This window comes from Streptomyces iranensis (assembly GCF_017874715.1).
GTDB lineage: Bacteria > Actinomycetota > Actinomycetes > Streptomycetales > Streptomycetaceae > Streptomyces > Streptomyces iranensis.
In genome coordinates this window covers 401,928-419,053 of sequence record NZ_JAGGLR010000003.1, presented here as the reverse complement: position 1 = coordinate 419,053, position 17,126 = coordinate 401,928, and the positions used below count along the sequence as shown (strand labels likewise).

Genomic DNA, 17,126 nt, shown 5'->3' with positions numbered 1-17,126 from the left:
CCGCGCCGCCACCTTCTCTCCCCCTGTTAAACGTTCATATATCTCGTGCGAACGAGATCGTTTTCGAAGGTAGGCCGAGGCGCATGAGTGAACCTTGAATGCGCCTTAACCTGCGCGGACTCCGGATCCTCATTTCGCTCTCGCGAATTCCGGGTGCGGAACGGAGCGGCGGGGCGCCCGGCCTGGGGGCAAGCGGGGGCGCCCCGCCCTCGGGGAGAGCGTCGAGGGACTCGGTCTCAGCCCGTTTCCGTCACTTCCCCCGCCGCGGATGTCGTCTCGAGCACCTCCCGGACCTCATCGGCGGCGATGTCCCGCAACTCCTCGCCGACCAGCAGCCACCGGGTGATGCCGATCGACTCCAGGAACGGCAGATCGTGGCTGGCGACCACGAGCGCGCCCTGGTAGGAGTCCAGCGCGCTCGTCAACTGCCGCACACTGGCCAGGTCGAGGTTGTTGGTCGGCTCGTCGAGCATCAGCAGTTGCGGGGCCGGTGCGGCGAGCATGGTGGCCGCGAGTGCGGCCCGGAAGCGTTCCCCACCGGAGAGGGTGCCCGCCTGCTGCTCCGCACGCGCGCCCTTGAAGAGGAAGCGCGCGAGCTGGGCGCGGATGTGGTTGTCGGTGACACCGGGCGCCCGGCTCACCACGTTGGCCGCCACGCTCAGCCCGTCGTCCAGCACATCCAGCCGCTGGGGGAGGAACCGCAGCGGTACGTACGTCCTGGCCTCCCCCGACAGCGGGGCGAGTTCGCCGGTGAGGGTGCGCAGCAGTGTCGTCTTACCGGCTCCGTTGCGCCCGACCAGCGCGATGCGTTCGGGCCCGTGCACATGGAGGGTGGCATCGCGCAACGCGCCGTACTGGAGGCGCAGTTCACTCAGGCCGAGCACGGTGCGGCCCGCGGGCACGGCGGTGTGCGGCAGGCTCACCCGGATCTCGGCGTCGGCGCGGACCGCGTCCGCGGCCTCCTCACGCCGCTCGCGTGCCTCGTGGAGACGGTCTTCGTGCAGATCGCGGAGCTTACCGGCGGACTCCTGCGCGGCCCGCTTGCGGGCACCGGCGACGATTCTCGGGGCCCGCCGCTCGATGTCCATCTTCTTGCTGTGCCGCTGACGGCGTGCCACTTTGATATGGGTCTCCTCCAGTTCGCGCTTTTGCCGCCGCACATCCGCCTCTGCGGCCCGCAGCGTGCGCGCCGCCGCCTCCTGCTGGGTGGCCAGCGCCTCCTGGTAGGCGGACCAGCCGCCGCCGTACCAGGTCACCGACCCGGACCGCAGTTCGGCGATGCGGTCCACCCGCTCCAGCAGCTCGCGGTCGTGGCTGACCACGACCAGCACACCGGAGCGCCAGGAGTCCACGGCGTCGTAGAGCCGCCGCCGGGCGAACAGGTCGAGGTTGTTGGTGGGTTCGTCGAGCAGCAGGACGTCGGGGCGCTCCAGGAGCAGGGCGGCCAGGCGCAGCAGCACGGTCTCCCCGCCGGACAGATGGCCGACGGTACGGTCCAGTCCGACACTGCCGAGCCCGAGTGAGCCCAGTGTCGCCAGGGCCCGCTCCTCGACGTCCCAGTCGTCGCCGACCGTCTCGAAGTGGGCCTCGTCGACGTCTCCGGCCTCGATGGCGCGCAGCGCGGCGCGCCGCTCGGCGATGCCCAGGGCCTGGTCCACGCGGAGGGTGGTGTCCAAGGTGATGTTCTGCGGAAGGTAGGCGAGGCTGCCGCCGACGGTCACCGACCCCTCGGTGGGACGCAACCGGCCGGCGATCAGCCGCAGCAGGGTGGACTTGCCACTGCCATTTGTGCCCACGAGGCCGGTGCGGCCCCGCCCGATACCGAGCGAGAGCCCGTCGAAGACGGACGTGCCGTCCGCCCACTGGAAGGACACGGCCGAGCAGGTCACGGAGGCGCTGGGGGTGGGGGATGCTGCCATGGTGTTCTCGCATTCGTAAGCGCTGTGAACAAGGGGCTACGTATGCGAGCACCACGCGGCGACCAAGCCGGGAAATGGGGGTGCGGCCCTCCGAAGGGTGAGGGACGGCGTATGCACCGAGGTCGCATCCACGCGGGTCACGGGCGGCAAGAAGGCCGACTACGGGGTGACGGGCTACGGCTTGTGCCGTACCGCGCGATGATCGCGAACCTCAGATACGCAACGTCCACCTCTATCGGAGACAACAGGACCCGGGAAGTGTACCCCAGCTGTGGCCTGCGGTGTCGTGGAAACGCCGGGCGGGGGCCGTGCTGCCACCTTCCTGCCAACCTGCCCCAGACCCCCGCTGCCGCGCGCGGACGCCGTTACGATCATCCGCGTGACCTGGCGGCGCACCCGCACCGAGGCGCGCCGCCCGTTTCGGATCGCATGGATCATCGGATCAAGGGGCGTGAGAAGTGAACAGCCGGTTAAGCATCGCGGCCGTGTCGGCCGTCTCCCTGGTGGCGCTCCTGGGCGGGGCGACAGTGGCGACGGCGCAGGAGTCCGACCCGGCGCCGAAGTCCTGTGACGGTGTCCGGCTGACCGGCGAGCTCCCCGCTCCGGCACCCGGCCAGGCCGTTTCGGGGCAGATCACCATTGGCGCCGACTGCAAGCCGGAGCGGGTCTCCGTCCAGCACGGCCCGGCGGCGGCCCGCTCGGCCCGCACCGCGACCGCTGCCGGGAACGCGGTCACGGCCACCACCGCCGCCGGCCATCAGCTGCGTGGCTGGAACGAGATGTACGACTGCTGCAACATCCGGATGACGGGCCTGTACACCGCCTCCTCATGGGACACGGCGAACGGGCGCGTCACCACGGGCGGCACCACGGCCACCCAGGAGTGGAACCGCGAGCCGTGGGACGCCGGTTGGTCGCTCACCTCGCAGAACGCCAAGGCCGACTGTGTCACGGACTGCGCCGAGGTCAACTCCGAGGCGCACGCCGACTTCGCGTACAAGGGAGTCTTCGACCCGACCGGCGACTGGTACGACAACACCCACCACTCGTATGTCCAGTTGAAGGCGGACGGGACGGCGAGCTGCCGCTTCGATGTGGAGCTGCGGCACACCTTCGTGGGGTGGAACTGGCGGTACGGCTGCGAGTGACCGCTCCGGCGGTGCGATGGCACACGGCGTGGCCCGCCGTGTGCCATCGCCCGTCAGGCGTGGTGCGGGGTCAGGATGCCCCAGCGCGGCCGAGCAGTATCCGGGCCAGCTCACGCGGCTGGGAGAACATCGGCCAGTGGCCGGTGTCCATCTCGACCAGCCGCCAGTGCTCGCTCTTCAGCAGCTGGGCCACGTCGCCCGTCGGCTCATCGCCGTCGAGCAGGCACTTGATGTACGTGGCCGGAAGCCCGCCGAGCGGGCGCGCCAGCACGGCGGGCTCGGACAGTGTGGCGCCCGGATGCGGCGTGGCACCGGCCACGATCCGCGCGATCTGCTCGTCGGTGAGCCCCTGGCCCTCGGAGTCGGCCTCGGTCAGGGGCGCCCAGAAGCCGTCGTTCGCCGCCATCGACGCCTCCACCATGGCCCGGCCGCTGGGCCAGGCCGACAGGAACGACTCACCGTCCACCGGAACGTTGGAGTCCACGAACACCACATGGGCCAGCCGGTCGCCGATGCGCTCGGCGGCCTGACCGACCGGGATGCCCGAATAGCTGTGCCCCACCAGGACCACATCGCGCAGCTCGAGGCGCTCGATCTCGCCGACGATGTCCTGGACGTGGGTCTGCTGCCCGGCCGGCACACCCTGCTTGTCGGCGAGTCCGGACAGCGTGAGGGCATGAGCGCCGTGTCCGGCCGCCCGGAGCTCCGGCACCACCCCGTCCCATGCCCACGACCCCAGCCACGCACCCGCCACCAGTACGAATTCCGTCATGGCGGCAAGGTAGCGCGGGCGTCTGACAGCGGACTCAGAGGACGTCGAGAGGCACGGGCCCCGTGGGCGGTGGGAAGGCGCGGTCCAGCGCGGCCAGGTCCTCCGACGTCAGCTCGAGATCCAGCGCGGCGCGGTTCTCCTCGACATGGTCGACCCGCCCGGCCTTGGGGATCGCCATCGCCCCCTGTCGGAGCACCCAGGCCAGCATCACCTGCGCGGGGGTCGCGTCATGGGCCCGTGCGACCTCCCGCAGCGCGCCGGTGTGCGGCAGGCGTCCCTGCTCGATGGGCGAATAGGCCATCAGCGGAATGTCGCGCCGATGGCACCAGGGCATGAGGTCGTACTCCACACCGCGCCGGGTGAGGTTGTAGAGCACCTGGTTGACGGCGACACCGTCGCCACCGGGGATGGAGACGAGATCCGTCATGTCGGAGGCATCGAAGTTGCTCACCCCCCAGTGGCGGATCTTGCCGCTCTCGGTGAGTTCGATGAAGGCTTCGAGGGTCTCCTCCAGCGGGATCCGCCCCCGCCAGTGCAGCAGATACAGATCCAGCCGGTCCGTACCGAGCCGCCGCAGGCTGTCCCCGCAGGCCGCGATGGTGCCACTGCGGTCGGCGTGGCCGGGCAGCACCTTGCTGACCAGGAACACCTCGTCGCGGCGGCCGGCGATCGCCTCTCCGACGAGTTCCTCGGAGGCGCCGCTGCCGTACATCTCGGCCGTGTCCACGACGGTCATTCCGAGGTCGAGGCCACGCCGCAGCGCCGCGATCTCATCGGCGCGGCGCCGGGCGTGGTCACCGATGTGCCAGGTGCCCTGGCCGAGCAGCAGGATCCGCTCACCCGACGGCAGCGGGACGGTGTCCGGTGCGCCGCTCATCCTGCCCGCCTCCCTGGTTCTCCGACTGCCTCCCACGGTAGGCGACGCCATGGGCGATGCGACGTCCGCACCGCGCGGCCCCGGGGGTCGGTCGCTGCCCCCTCCGCGCCGGGTGGAGTTCATCGACGCCTTCCCCCTGGGCCCCAGCGGCAAGGTGCTCAAACGCGAACTCGTCGGCGCTTCACCACCGGCCGGTAGCCAATCAGCCGGTAGGCAACCAGCCGATAGCCAACCGACCGGTAAAGAATTGTCGCCTCAGGGGAGTTCCTGGCGGATACCTTTACCCGCACCCGCGCCCTCCACCACTATGGGCACTCGTCTCACTGCCGGTGACGCGAGGAGTGGTGAGGGTGACCGACCCGCACGGAACCGAACCCGATGCCACCACCGGGCAGCGGTCGTACGCCCAACTGTCCGACACGGAGCTCACCGAACGGATCCGCTCCGGGGCGCCCACCGCCCTCCCCGCCACCCAGGAACTGGGGGAGCGCCACCTTTCGGCGGTGCTGTCCTACGCCCGGCTCTGCGGCAGGACCCAGGCCGACGCCGACCAGCTCGCCGACCTGTCCTTCGGTCTCGCCGCGCAGGAGACCTGCCGGGGTATCGATCCCTGGGGGCCGTGGCGCCACCATCTGCTGCTGCTCGTCCAGCGGGTGGCCGCCACCTGGGCGGATGGCGGCCGGGAGGAGCGGCTGAATCCCGCGTTCGCCGAGTGGCTCGGCCACTCCGGTACCGCCACGGGCGGTGAGGCCGGACTCCCGGGGCCGAGGGAGCGTTCGCCCATGCTCGGTGGCTTCCTCACCCTCTCGGCGCGCACCCGCGATGTCCTGTGGTACAGCGTGGTGGAGGCGGAGCCCGACACGGTGGTGGCCACCTTCGCGGGGGTCGCGCCGCACACCGTCCCCACGCTCCGGGAGACGGCTCGGGGCGCGCTGCGCGAGGCATGGCTGCGGACCCATCTGGAGCGTGGCGGCGAGCAGACGTGTCAGGGGTTCCGGGGCCTCATCGAGGCGGCGGTACGGCCGGACAGCCCCCGGCGCTGCGACGACCTGGACCGCCATCTGTCCGGCTGCCTTTCGTGTGCCGGGGTGTACGGCGACCTGATACGGATGGACGAGGATCCCCGGCCCGTGATCGCCGATGGGCTCCTGGGGTGGGGCGGAACGGCCTACGTCACGGCGGAACCGGTCGACGGTGTGCCCTCGGCGGAACCGGTCGGCGGTCTGCCCTCGGCGGGATCGGCGGCGCCGTCGCCCGTGGAGCCGCCGCGGCCGGAGCCTCCCTTGACCCCCGCTCCCCCGCCGCCGTATCCGCCGGTGGGGCCCACCGGTGTCGCCGGAGTCGCGGCGAATACGCCGATGGACGGTGGGTCCACGGGACGTTGGCGCCGACGGGCCTGGACGGGCTCCCGGCCGCCCGCGACGGCCGCGCTGGTCGCGGTGGCGGCCGTGGCGGCGGTGGCCCTCACCGTCGCCCTCCTGGTGTCCGACGGGGACGACATGGCCCCGGCCGGTCGCGCGAACACCCCCGTTCCCTCGGCCACTCCGGCGGCTCCTTCGTCGGACCCGCCGCCGGATTCACCGGCTCCGACGAAGAGGCCACAGCGCCCGCCGAACCCCGGTGGCATGACCGAGCCGCCCACGACCGCTCCCGCCACCACTCCCCCGAGCACCGCGCCCGCGCCCTCCGCCCCGATTCCGGACGACAGCTTCACGGCGGTGATCAACGCCGCCTCCGGGCTCTGTCTGGACATCCGCGACCAGCAGTTGGAGAAGCGCACGGACGCCGTCCTGGCCCAGTGCAGCGGGAGCGACACCCAGCGGTGGCGGCTGGACTCTGAGGGGCTGCTGCACACCGAGGCCGACCCCGACTTCTGCCTGGACTCGCGAGGGGACACCGACCGGGGTGTCGGCATCTGGCCGTGCTCGTCCGCCGAGGGCGGCAACGGCGAGAACCTGCGGTTCGCGGTCGACCGCGACGGGGTGATCCGCCCTCATATCGCACCCGACTTCGCGGTCACCCCGGACGGCGACGGCTCCGGCAGTGAGGTCGAGCTGCGCTCGGCCGAGGACCGGAACGACCAGCGGTGGAACGCCGGCCTCGGGGACGCCTCGGCCGATGTGTCGGTGTCGGGCCCGGCTCCGGCACACTGACCGTCGGCGGCACCTCAGGCCGCAGCGCTCCGCGCCCCCGTCGGGCGACGGAAGAGGGCCGTCCACAGGAACGGCTCCCCGAAGAGCGGGGAGTCGGACGGCTCGTCGTGCATACGGCGCAGCTCGACCTCGGTCAGCTCGGAGAAGATCCAGCGCAGGGAGTCCGGTGTGTAGGCGAGGCCACCGTGGAGCGCGGACTGGTGGTAGAAGGCCACGTCGGGGAGTTCGGAGCCCATCGCGCCCGCGGCGAAGCAGCTGAGGGCGAGATGGCCGCCGGGGGCCAGGGCACGCTCGAGGAGCGCGAGGTAGCTGATCCGGCGGTGCGGTGGCAGGTGGTGGAAGCAGCCGGAGTCGCAGATCAGGTCGTACGGTCCGGCGAGCTCGCCATCGGTGCGGGCGAAGGCGTCGCCGCGGTGGAACCGGATCTCGGCCCCGGCCTCACGGGCGCGTTCCTCGGCCCAGGAGACGGCCGTGGGCGAGAGGTCGACGGCGTCCACCGTGAAGCCCTGGGAGGCGAGGTGGAGGGCGTTACGGCCGGGGCCGCACCCCAGGTCGAGGGCCCGGCCCGGGGCGATCAGGCCACGCTCCAGATACGACACCAGATGCTCATCGGGCTTCGCCACGAAGAACGGCACGTCCTTGGAGCGGTCCGCGTAGAACCCGTCCCACCACGAGGCGCCGTCGGGTGTCCAGCGGTCGGCCTCCGGTGCGAAGAGGCCGTCCAGGAGCCTCAAGACGTCGTCCATCGTGCGTATGTTCCGGTCCACTCGCTCTCCTTTCCCGAGGGGTGAAAACATAGCCATGGGTCCGGAGAAAGGCCAGCTCAGGGGGTATGCGGCAAGGGCGTGGACGGGCGTCGGCGGGGCCGGGGGCCAGGCGGCGGAGGAGTTGTCCGCGGCCGTGGGCACCGGCCGCCCACGTACCCTCGGAAGGCCGCCAAGGGGCCGGTTTCGGCGGCCCCGAGGCGGCTTTCTCAGCATCGTGCCGGCCGGTTCACCGTGTCGGCTCGTTCTTCGTGTTCTCGGCCCGTCAGGGTGTCATCCGGCGTCCAGGCCGAAGAAGGTGACGGCCCGTGCGGCCATTCCGGCGGTCGGGAGGGAGTGTCCGGTGCCCTGAACGCTGATCGCCTCAACGGGGGCCTGGTTGCCCGCGGTGCCGTAGCGGGTGCGGGTCCAGGAGGACTGCGGTTGGTCCGTGCGGACGGGGGTCTGGCTCACCCCGAGCACATTGGTCCACTGCTTGATCTCCTCGCCGAAGTTCGGGTAGCGCAGGGTGCCGTCCGCGGTGCCGTGCCACAGTTGCATCCTCGGCCGGGCGCCCTGGTATCCGGGGTAGGCCCCGCGTGCGAGATCGCCCCACGCCTGCGGTGTCTTGGTGATGGTGCCGTTGGCGCAGGCGGTGTTCCAGCCGGATCCGTCGGTGGTGGCGAAGCAGCCGAAGGGCACGCCCGCGAACGCCGCGCCCGCCTTGAACACATCCGGGTAGTCGCCCAGCAGGACGTTGGTCATCATGGCGCCCGACGAGGCACCGGTGACGTACACCCGGTTGGGGTCGGCGTCGTGGCGCTGCTGGGCGTAGCGGACCATCGAGACGATACCCACCGGGTCGCTGCCGCCGTCGTGCCGCAGCGCCTGCGGGGAGGAGACATCGAAGCAGGCGCCGCTTCTGGTGGCGGAGGGGTAGATGACGATGAAGCCGTACCGGTCGGCCAGGGAGGCGAACTCGGTGCCGGAGTAGAACGCGGGCCCCGAGCCGGTGCAGTAGTGCACCGCCACGAGGACGGCGGGCCGTGCCGCGACGTTGTTCGGCACGTACTCGTACATGCGGAGGTTGCTCGGGTTGTTGCCGAAGCCCGTGATCTCGGTGAGCGAGGCGGCCGCCGCGGGTGGCGGTGCCAGCAGGAACAGTGCGGCGAGCAGTGGCAGTACGCCGCCGAGTAACGCCGCGGCCATCGACCTCGGTGTCCTCGGGCGGCGCCTGGGTGTGCGCGTGGTTTCCGCGGCGGCGGGGGTGTGGTTCATATGACGGTCCTTCCTGGGCTGTGACGGTGAAGGGGCGGCTCATGCCGCCCGTGCGGCCGACCCGTTGCCACGCGCCCCGGACCCGGTGGTGGCGAACGAGGGGTTGCCGATGCTGCCCGGTACCGACCGCAGCGCCCGCCACCAGACGTCGGCCATCTTGTCGTAGCCACCGGCGTTGGGATGCACTCCGTCGGCCAGGTCCGCGGGCGTCAATGCGCTGTACATGTCAACCAGATGGACGTGCTTGCCCGCGTTGACCTTGCTCCGCACGATGCCGGGGATCGCCGCGTTGTACGCCCGTACGGTCGAGTCCATGAAGCCCAGCGGGGTGATGGTGGCGACGAAGAGCTCCGCGTTCGGCGCCTGGGCGGTGATGTGGTCGATCAGGGTGGAGAGCCTGGCCGGCGCCCCGGCGGGGTTGCTGCCATAGATGTCGTTGGTTCCGATGTGCAGCAGGATCGTGTGCGGGTTCTGGGTGCGCAGCCAGTTCACGACGTTGTCGTCGATCTGCTGGATCGTCCAGCCGGAGTGGCCCTCGTGGTCGTGATCCCCCAGGCCGGACGGGCCGTTGAAGAGCGAGCCGACGAAGTCGACTTCGTAGCGGCCCGCCGTGAGCTTCTGCCACAGGCCGACGCGGTAACCGCCCGGGACGTTGAACCCGTCGGTGATCGAGTCGCCCAGCGGCATGACCTTCACCCCGCCGTTGGACTCGGCGTGGGCCGTGCCGGCGCCGAGCGGGACGAGAACGGCGAGGAACGCGAGTAAGGGAATCAGGGCGGCGAGCGGATGTCTGGTGCGTGCCATGCGCTTTCCTTTCGGCGGTCCATGAGGTTCGGTCCGTGGGCATCCGCGGAACGGGTACGGACGCCCTGGTCGTGGAACACGTCACAGGATCATGGGAGCGCTCCCATACCGGTGTAGAGCAGCGCACCACCACCGTCAAGCCCTCTTGTCCTCAGTCAGGGACGAACGGCGATCTGTCGGCGGAAGCACACCCGGTGCTGCCCGGGTCCGTCGTAATCGCCGTGCACGGGAAGGCCGTTGACCTCACGATCGCCCTCCTCGAGCATGAACCCCATGGCCCGGTGGAAGGCCACGGCCCCGGTGTTCAGTGGCGAGGTGATGGCGTGCACCTCACGGCGGCCCGCCTCGGCGGCGCGCCGGAAGAACGCCGTGTAGAGCCTGCGGCCCACACCCTGCCCGCGCAGCTCGGGCGCCACCCCGACGAAGTGGATGTACGCCTCGTGGTCGTTGTCCGCGGCGTGGAAGCCCACGAGGAACGCCTTGATGCCGTCGCCGTCCTCCAGCACCAGACTGGTGCCGGCGAAGAACTGCAGAAACAGCCTGGGCAGCAGCATGGAAAGCTCACGCGCCTGACCGGGGGTGCGTGAGTCGCCCCACCACTCCCGCACGCTCTCGACGATCGTCCCGTGGTCGGAGACTTGGGCCCGGCGCAGTGTCATCTCGCTCATGGCGCACCAGGCTACGCACGTACGGCACCGGGTGTGTCAGCACCGCGCCGGATCGGTGGCGCGGTGCTGACAGGCCGGAGTGGCGGCGGTTGTTCAGAGGGCCGTCATGACGTGCTTGACGCGGGTGTAGTCCTCGAAGCCGTACGCGGAGAGGTCCTTGCCGTAACCGGACTTCTTGTAGCCGCCGTGCGGCATCTCGGCGGCGAGGATCATATGGGTGTTGATCCAGACGCAGCCGAAGTCCAGGGTCCTGGACATCCGCATCGCGCGGGCGTGGTCCTTGGTCCACACCGACGAGGCCAGCGCGTACTCCACGCCGTTGGCGTACCCGACGGCCTCGGCCTCGTCGCGGAAGGACTGCACGGTGATGACCGGGCCGAAGACCTCGTTCTGGATGATCTCGTCGTCCTGCTCGAGCCCGGAGACCACGGTGGGCGCGTAGAAGAAGCCCCTGTCACCGATCCGGTGGCCGCCCGTCTCAACGGTGGCGTGCGCGGGCAGCCGGTCGATGAAGCCGGTGACCTGGGCCAGCTGGTTGGCGTTGTTCAACGGCCCGTACAGCACGTCCTCGTCGTCGATGCCACCGCCCGTCCCTGTAGCGGCAGCGGCCTTGGCGAGCGCGCTCACGAACGCGTCGTGGATGGACTCGTGGACGAGGACACGCGTGGCCGCGGTGCAGTCCTGGCCGGCGTTGAAGAATCCGGCGAGGGAGATGCCCTCGACGGCCGCCGCGATGTCGGCGTCCTCGAAGACCACCGCCGGGGCCTTGCCGCCTAGTTCGAGGTGGACCCGCTTGATGTCCTTCGCCGCGGACGCGGCGACCTGCATGCCCGCGCGCACCGAGCCGGTGATGGCCGCCATCGCCGGGGTGGGGTGCTCGACCATCAGCCGGCCGGTCTCGCGGTCGCCGCACACCACGTTGAAGATACCGGCCGGAAGGCCCAGCTCCTTGAGGATGTCGCCGATGATGCCCGCGAGCAGCGCGGTGGACGCCGGGGTGGTGTCCGACGGTTTGAGGACGACGGTGTTGCCCGCGGCGAGGGCCGGGGCGAACTTCCACACGCCCATCATCAGCGGGTAGTTCCAGGGCGCGACCTGGGCGCACACCCCGATCGGCTCACGCCGGACGATCGAGGTCAGACCCTCCATGTACTCGCCCGCCGCCCGGCCCTCCAGCAGACGCGCGGCTCCCGCGAAGAACCGGATCTGGTCGACGATCGGGCCGATCTCCTCGGTGAGGGTGAGGGCGCGCGGCTTTCCGGTGTTGCGGCACTCCGCGTCCGCGATCTCCTCCGCCCGCGCCTCGACCGCGTCCGCGATCTTCAGCAGCAGCTTCTGCCGGGTGGACGGGGTGGCGTCGCGCCAGGCGGGGAAGGCCGCCGCGGCGGCGGCCATCGCGGCGTCGACGTCGGCGGCGCCGGACCGGGGCGAGGTGGCGTACACCTCGCCGGTGACGGGGTCGGTGACCTCCAGGCGGCGGCCGTCGGCCGCGTCGGTGTACTCGCCGTCGATGTGGTTGCGCAGTACGAGAAGCTCGCTCATCGTTCCGTTTCCGTGCTCGTGGCCGTCGTCGTGGGCATGGCTGTGGCCGTCGTCGTGCCGGGCGCTGCCGAGAGGTGTTCGTGCACGGCCAGCCAGTGGCCGTGGGTCTGCCGGCGGAAGACGATGGTCTCGCGCTCGTGAGTGGTCTCCGCACCGGCCGTGGTGCTCACCGTGGTCTCCACCAGATGGGTGAACACCGCGCTGTCACCGAGGAGTTGGACCAGCCGGTCGGTGGAGGTGCAGGACAGGACGCGGAAGTCGTCCTCCGCGACCCAGCGGTCCCACAGGGCCCGGTAGTCCGCGGTGGAGCTGAGGCGTTCGGAGGTGGTGTGGAAGACGAACGTGGCGTCGGGCGCGAACGCCGCGAAGTAGTCGTCGAGGCGGCCTTCGCCGAACGCCGCCACCAGGGCGTCGGCGGCCCGCATAACCTCGTCGTGCATGGGGTGGTGCTCCTTGCGTGGGTGGTTCAGCCGACGCGGGCCACGGCCCGTACCGGGGCGCCATCGGCGGCGGGGAGCCGCAGCGGCAGCAGGGAGACCTCGATGGGCTCTCCCGCCGTCTGCGCGTCGAGCAGGGGGTCGAGACCGGTGAGGTTCTCGGCGATGACGGCGTGGGCACCGCACAGGATCCGGTGGGCGGGGAGGTCGTCGGCGGGGGTGGCATCGACGCTCAGCGCGTCGATGCCGACGGTGCGGATCCCGGCGTCCACGATGAGTTCGGCGGCCTCCGGGGTGAGATACGGATGGGCGAGGTACTCGTCGTGGCCCCAGTGCCGTGACCAGCCGGTGGCCACCAGCACGATGGCCCCGGCCCGCAGCCGGCCCTCGAACAGGGCCGGTCCGAGCGGTGTCCGGGGCTCCGCGCCACGGGCGTCCACCACCACCGCCCGGCCCCAGAAGCGTTCCAGGGGCAGCCGGTCGAGGGTGGGCAGCGCGTCGTCGATGTGGAACGGGGCGTCGACATGGGTGCCGGACTGCGACCCCATGTCCAGGTGCAGCACATTCACCCCGTCGGCGGCGACGCTCAGCGCGGGGGCGATGGCCACCCGCGGATCGCCGGGGTAGACCGGCATGTCCGTGGCTACGGGTACGGAGAGGTCGATGAGGCGCACGGTGGCCTCACGCTCCTTCCGCCATCGCGGGCACGGGCGCACCGGCCTCCGTGGTGATCGGCGGTACGGGCGCGTCCGAGGCGCGGACCAGCCGCGGCCCCTCGGGCCCGTACACCTCGCGCGGCTCGGGGAAGAGCCACAGCAGCGCCAGATAGAGGAGCGAGGCGGTGACGAGTCCCACCGGCAGCGAGATGTCCGCGCCGTCGGCCAGATCGCCGAGCGGCCCGACGAACTGGCCGGGGACGTTGACGAACAGCAGGGCGAGCACCGCCGCGGTCAGCCAGGCGCCCATGCCGCGCCAGTTCCAGCCGTGGTGGAACCAGTAGCGGCCGCCGCGCTGGCGCCGGTTGAACACCTGGAGCGAATCGGGGTCGTACCAGCCGCGCCGGGTCACATAGCCGAGCACCATGATGATCATCCAGGGGGCGGTGCAGGTGATGATCAGCGTGGCGAAGGTGGAGATGGACTGGGACAGATTGGCGGCGAACCGGCCCAGGAAGATGAACCCGATCGAGAGCACCCCGACGAACAGCGTGGCCTGCACCCGGCTGAACCGGGTGAACACGCTGGAGAAGTCCAGGCCGGTGCCGTAGAGCGAGGTGGTACCGGTGGACAAGCCGCCGATGAGCGCGAGCAGGCACACCGGCAGGAAGTACCAGCCGGGCGAGATGGCCAGCAGTCCGCCGACGTAGTTCGGCGCGCCCGCGTCCATGTACGGGGCGGCCTTCTTGGCGATGATCGAGGCGGTGGCCAGGCCGAAGAAGAACGGGAGGATGGTGGCGATCTGCGAGGCGAAGGCCGCCGCGACGACCTTGCGGCGCGAGGTGTCGGCGGGGATGTAGCGCGCCCAGTCGCCGAGGAAGGCGCCGAAGGACACCGGGTTGGACAGCACGATCAGCGCCGAGCCGATGAACGCGGGCCAGAACCCGGCCGTGGACGCCGAGGGGAACGACCCCTGGTAGCCGGGGTCGAAGTCCCCCACGAAGGCGAAGAAGCCGAGGACGAACAGCGTCGAGGCCGCCACCACCGCGATCTTGTTGACGAAGAGCATGAACCGGAAGCCGTACACGCACACCGTCAGCACCAGCGCCCCGAAGACGCCGTAGGCGAGGGCGAACACCCCGTCGTTCTGTGGCACGTCCATCAGCCGGTGAGCGCCGCCGACCAGCGCGTCACCGGAGGACCACACCGAGATGGAGAAGAACGCGATGGCGGTGAGCAGCGACAGGAACGAGCCGACGATCCGCCCGTGCACCCCCAGGTGTGCCGAGGACGAGACGGCGTTGTTGGTGCCGTTGCACGGGCCGAACACGGCGAGCGGGGCGAGGATCAGGGAGCCGCCCACCACGCCGAGCAGGGTCGCCGCCAGGCCCTGCCAGAAGGAGAGCCCGAAGAGGATCGGAAAGGCCCCGAGCACACAGGTGGCGAAGGTGTTGGCGCCGCCGAACGCGACGCGGAACAGGTCGAAGGGGGTCGCGCTGCGGTCCGCGTCAGGGATGCGCTCGACCCCGTAACTCTCGACCTCGGTCAGTGCCGGGGAGTCACTCATCCGTCTTCTCCCGCTTCCCTTGGAGTGCGAGCAGGCTGATCAGGTCGTAGGCGACGTGGGAGGCCGCGACCGAGGTGATCTCGGCGTGGTCGTAGGCGGGCGCCACCTCCACCACATCCGCGCCGATCAGATGGCACCCGGCCAGTCCGCGAAGGATCTCCAGGAGCTCGCGCGAGGTCAGGCCGCCCGCCTCGGGGGTGCCGGTGCCGGGGGCGTGGGCCGGGTCGAGGCAGTCGATGTCGATGGAGACGTACAGCGGCCGGTCGCCGATGCGCTGGCGCAGCTGGTCGGCCACCTCGTCGGCGCCGCGCCGGTAGACATCGGCGGAGGTGACGATGCCGAAGCCCAGCTTCTCGTCCTCGGTGAGGTCCTGCTTTCCGTACAGCGGGCCGCGGGTGCCGACGTGCGAGAGGGCGGAGGTGTCGACGATGCCCTCCTCCACGGCCCGGCGGAACGGGGTGCCGTGGGTGTGCTCGGCGCCGAAGTAGGTGTCCCAGGTGTCCAGGTGGGCGTCGAAGTGGAGCACCGCGACGGGGCCGTGCCTCGTTGCGGCGGCACGCAGCAGCGGAAGCGCGATGGTGTGGTCGCCACCGATGGTGACCAGGCGGGTTCCTTCGGTCTGGAGGCTGCCCGCGGCGTCCTGGATGGTCTCGATGGCCTCGCCGATGTCGAAGGGGTTGACGGCGATGTCACCGGCGTCGGCCACCTGCTGGGTGGCGAACGGGGACACGTCCAGGCCCGGGTGGTAGGGGCGCAGCAGCCGACTGGCCTCGCGGACCGCGGCGGGCCCGAAGCGGGCGCCGGGGCGGTAGGAGACACCGCCGTCGAACGGGACGCCCACCACCGCCACGTCGGCCCCCGCGACCTCGTCGAGGCGGGGCAGCCTGGCGAAGGTGGCCGGGCCGGCGAAGCGCGGGACCCGGGAGGAGTCGACGGGCCCTCGGGGTTCGGTCATGGTGTTGCGGTCCCTTCTTGACGTGCGCCGGTGGGGTCCGGTCGAGCGAGTCTGCACAGCGGAGGAACCGCGCGACAATCGTTGCCGAGACAAAGAGTTAGGCTCAATTTGTGGTGAACGACAAAGAGCAGGGTGTGACGGTCGACGATCTGCTGTCGTATCCGGCCCTGCAACTGCGGTTGATCGCGGGTGGCGCGGGGCTGCACCGCTCGGTGTCCTGGGCGCATGTGAGCGAGCTGGACGACCCCACGCCCTGGCTGCTCGGCTCCGAGATGATCATGACGACGGGGATAGCGATGCCCCGCTCGGCGGCCGGGCAGCGCGCCTATCTGGAGCGGCTGGACGACGCCGGGGTGGCCGCCCTGGCGGTCTCCGCCCAGCTGCGGATGCCCCCGCTGCGCCGGGCGTTCTTCGACGCCGCCGAGGAGCGGGGGATGCCGGTCCTGGAGATCCCGCTGGCCGTGCCGTTCATGGCGGTGGCGCAGGAAGTGGCCGCCGCCGTCCAGGAGGACGCCCGCCACCGGCTGGGCGCCCAGCTGCAGGTGTTCGGCGCGCTGCGCTGGCTGACCTCGGAGAACCTGGACACCGCGACGCTGTTCGGCCGGCTGGAGAAGCTGTCCGGCTACGACATCTATCTGTGCACCACCCAGGGCCGGCCGCTGCTGCCGGGTGTGCCCGCGCCCGACGCGTCGGTGATCCCCGGCTCGACGGACGCCCCGCCGACCATCCCCGGTGGCTTCGCCCTCCCGGTCCCCTCCCCCGGTGGCCCGGCGGGTTTCCTCATCGCCTTCGAACGGGAGGGCGCGCGCCCGGCGGGGCTCGCCGTGGTGCAGCACATCGCCACGGTGGCCGCCCTCCAGCTCGCCATGGTCCGCACCGAGCGGGAGACGCTGCGCCGCGAGGGCGCGGAGATCCTCGCCGAGCTGCTCCAGGGCGCCCTCGAACCCGCGGTGGCGCGCCGCCATCTGCTGCGCCACTCCATCGAGGGCGAGACCGTGCTGGCGGTGGTCAGGGGCGTCACCGAGGATGCCGTGCTGCGGGCGCTGGAGGATCAGCCGTGTCTGCTGCTCAAACGCGGCGAGGACCGCTATCTGCTCGGCTCGCCCGACCTGGGCGAGGCGGTCGAGTCGCTGCCGGGTGTGGCCGCCGGGACGAGCCGCCCGTTCAGCCCCGGCTCCCCGCTGCGGATCGCCCAGCGCGAGGCGCTGTGGGCGTCGTCCCACGCCGTCGCCTCCGGCCGCGCCCTCGTGCGGTACGGCGACGATGTCACCGGCCGCTGGCTGCCCGACGACCCGGCCGCGCTCACCGATCTGGTCGAACATGTGCTGGGCGAGGCGCTGCGCTACGACACCGGCCACGGCTCACGGCTGCTGACGTCGGTGCGCACCTGGATGGAGCGCGACCGCCGTACTGACGAGGCGGCCGCGGCGCTCCATGTGCACCCCAATACGCTCGCCTACCGGCTGCGCCGCTTCAGCGAGCTGACCGGCCGCGATCTGTCCACCACCGGCGCGTTCGCCGAGGTCTGGCTGGCGATCCGGGCGGCGAGCCAACTCGGTCTGCTCGACTGAGCGCGGATTCCCGGGGCGTTCGGCGCTCAGAGCCTG

General features: G+C 71.2%; 15 protein-coding genes. 3 read left to right on the top strand and 12 right to left on the bottom strand.

The annotated features are described in order from the left end of the window. Positions 1-236 precede the first annotated feature (236 nt). On the bottom strand, positions 237-1,919 hold the full coding sequence (locus tag J2Z30_RS07790; protein ID WP_044579961.1) for an ABC-F family ATP-binding cassette domain-containing protein: 1,683 nt from the start codon (positions 1,917-1,919) through the stop codon (positions 237-239). Between the two features lie 458 nt (positions 1,920-2,377). Between J2Z30_RS07790 and J2Z30_RS07785 the strand changes: the two genes are divergently transcribed. Beyond that, complete coding sequence (locus tag J2Z30_RS07785) at positions 2,378-3,067, top strand: hypothetical protein (RefSeq protein WP_044579960.1); 690 nt, start codon at positions 2,378-2,380, stop codon at positions 3,065-3,067. Between the two features lie 70 nt (positions 3,068-3,137). Here the strand turns inward: J2Z30_RS07785 and J2Z30_RS07780 are convergent, their stop codons facing one another. Together J2Z30_RS07780 and J2Z30_RS07775 are read right to left on the bottom strand one after the other, a co-directional pair. Continuing rightward, on the bottom strand, positions 3,138-3,839 hold the full coding sequence (locus J2Z30_RS07780) for an alpha/beta fold hydrolase (RefSeq protein WP_044579959.1): 702 nt from the start codon (positions 3,837-3,839) through the stop codon (positions 3,138-3,140). A 34-nt stretch (positions 3,840-3,873) separates the two neighbouring features. Then, complete coding sequence (locus tag J2Z30_RS07775; protein ID WP_044579958.1) at positions 3,874-4,716, bottom strand: aldo/keto reductase; 843 nt, start codon at positions 4,714-4,716, stop codon at positions 3,874-3,876. A gap of 350 nt (positions 4,717-5,066) precedes the next feature. Between J2Z30_RS07775 and J2Z30_RS51305 the strand changes: the two genes are divergently transcribed. Then, positions 5,067-6,869, top strand: coding sequence for an RICIN domain-containing protein (locus tag J2Z30_RS51305; protein ID WP_052701816.1), 1,803 nt, complete (start codon positions 5,067-5,069; stop codon positions 6,867-6,869). A 14-nt stretch (positions 6,870-6,883) separates the two neighbouring features. Here the strand turns inward: J2Z30_RS51305 and J2Z30_RS07765 are convergent, their stop codons facing one another. The 9 genes from J2Z30_RS07765 to speB form a co-directional block, all read right to left on the bottom strand. Continuing rightward, on the bottom strand, positions 6,884-7,636 hold the full coding sequence (locus J2Z30_RS07765) for a class I SAM-dependent methyltransferase (protein ID WP_044579956.1): 753 nt from the start codon (positions 7,634-7,636) through the stop codon (positions 6,884-6,886). Positions 7,637-7,906: 270 nt separating this feature from the next. Further along, positions 7,907-8,890, bottom strand: coding sequence for an extracellular catalytic domain type 1 short-chain-length polyhydroxyalkanoate depolymerase (locus J2Z30_RS07760; RefSeq protein ID WP_044579954.1), 984 nt, complete (start codon positions 8,888-8,890; stop codon positions 7,907-7,909). A gap of 39 nt (positions 8,891-8,929) precedes the next feature. Further along, positions 8,930-9,694 (bottom strand): SGNH/GDSL hydrolase family protein, encoded by a 765-nt coding sequence (locus J2Z30_RS07755; protein ID WP_107073430.1) that lies wholly within the window; start codon positions 9,692-9,694, stop codon positions 8,930-8,932. Positions 9,695-9,849: 155 nt separating this feature from the next. Then, positions 9,850-10,362 (bottom strand): GNAT family N-acetyltransferase, encoded by a 513-nt coding sequence (locus tag J2Z30_RS07750; RefSeq protein ID WP_044579952.1) that lies wholly within the window; start codon positions 10,360-10,362, stop codon positions 9,850-9,852. Between the two features lie 93 nt (positions 10,363-10,455). Next, entirely contained in the window at positions 10,456-11,904 is a 1,449-nt protein-coding gene (locus J2Z30_RS07745; RefSeq protein ID WP_044579950.1) for a gamma-aminobutyraldehyde dehydrogenase, read from the bottom strand. Next, complete coding sequence (locus J2Z30_RS07740; RefSeq protein WP_044579948.1) at positions 11,901-12,344, bottom strand: YybH family protein; 444 nt, start codon at positions 12,342-12,344, stop codon at positions 11,901-11,903. Before J2Z30_RS07740 ends, J2Z30_RS07745 begins: the two co-directional genes overlap by 4 nt. A gap of 26 nt (positions 12,345-12,370) precedes the next feature. Then, positions 12,371-13,015 (bottom strand): cyclase family protein, encoded by a 645-nt coding sequence (locus tag J2Z30_RS07735; RefSeq protein ID WP_078957433.1) that lies wholly within the window; start codon positions 13,013-13,015, stop codon positions 12,371-12,373. 7 nt (positions 13,016-13,022) lie between these two features. After that, on the bottom strand, positions 13,023-14,564 hold the full coding sequence (locus J2Z30_RS07730) for a purine-cytosine permease family protein (protein WP_044579946.1): 1,542 nt from the start codon (positions 14,562-14,564) through the stop codon (positions 13,023-13,025). Then, positions 14,557-15,519 carry an agmatinase gene (gene speB / locus J2Z30_RS07725; RefSeq protein WP_044579944.1) on the bottom strand — a complete coding sequence of 321 codons (963 nt, stop codon included), beginning with the start codon at positions 15,517-15,519 and terminating at the stop codon, positions 14,557-14,559. Before speB ends, J2Z30_RS07730 begins: the two co-directional genes overlap by 8 nt. 110 nt (positions 15,520-15,629) lie before the next feature. Between speB and J2Z30_RS07720 the strand changes: the two genes are divergently transcribed. Further along, entirely contained in the window at positions 15,630-17,090 is a 1,461-nt protein-coding gene (locus tag J2Z30_RS07720; RefSeq protein ID WP_078957129.1) for a PucR family transcriptional regulator, read from the top strand. Positions 17,091-17,126 lie beyond the last annotated feature (36 nt).

Excerpts from the sequence above, each read along its gene's own strand:
- J2Z30_RS07745 (WP_044579950.1), bottom strand. The coding sequence starts at position 11,904 with ATGAGCGAGCTTCTCGTACTGCGCAACCACATCGACGGCGAGTACACC.
- J2Z30_RS07755 (WP_107073430.1), bottom strand. The coding sequence starts at position 9,694 with ATGGCACGCACCAGACATCCGCTCGCCGCCCTGATTCCCTTACTCGCG.
- J2Z30_RS07750 (WP_044579952.1), bottom strand. The coding sequence starts at position 10,362 with ATGAGCGAGATGACACTGCGCCGGGCCCAAGTCTCCGACCACGGGACG.
- J2Z30_RS07740 (WP_044579948.1), bottom strand. The coding sequence starts at position 12,344 with ATGCACGACGAGGTTATGCGGGCCGCCGACGCCCTGGTGGCGGCGTTC.
- J2Z30_RS07775 (WP_044579958.1), bottom strand. The coding sequence starts at position 4,716 with ATGAGCGGCGCACCGGACACCGTCCCGCTGCCGTCGGGTGAGCGGATC.
- J2Z30_RS07780 (WP_044579959.1), bottom strand. The coding sequence starts at position 3,839 with ATGACGGAATTCGTACTGGTGGCGGGTGCGTGGCTGGGGTCGTGGGCA.
- J2Z30_RS07760 (WP_044579954.1), bottom strand. The coding sequence starts at position 8,890 with ATGAACCACACCCCCGCCGCCGCGGAAACCACGCGCACACCCAGGCGC.
- J2Z30_RS07790 (WP_044579961.1), bottom strand. The coding sequence starts at position 1,919 with ATGGCAGCATCCCCCACCCCCAGCGCCTCCGTGACCTGCTCGGCCGTG.
- speB (WP_044579944.1), bottom strand. The coding sequence starts at position 15,519 with ATGACCGAACCCCGAGGGCCCGTCGACTCCTCCCGGGTCCCGCGCTTC.
- J2Z30_RS07730 (WP_044579946.1), bottom strand. The coding sequence starts at position 14,564 with ATGAGTGACTCCCCGGCACTGACCGAGGTCGAGAGTTACGGGGTCGAG.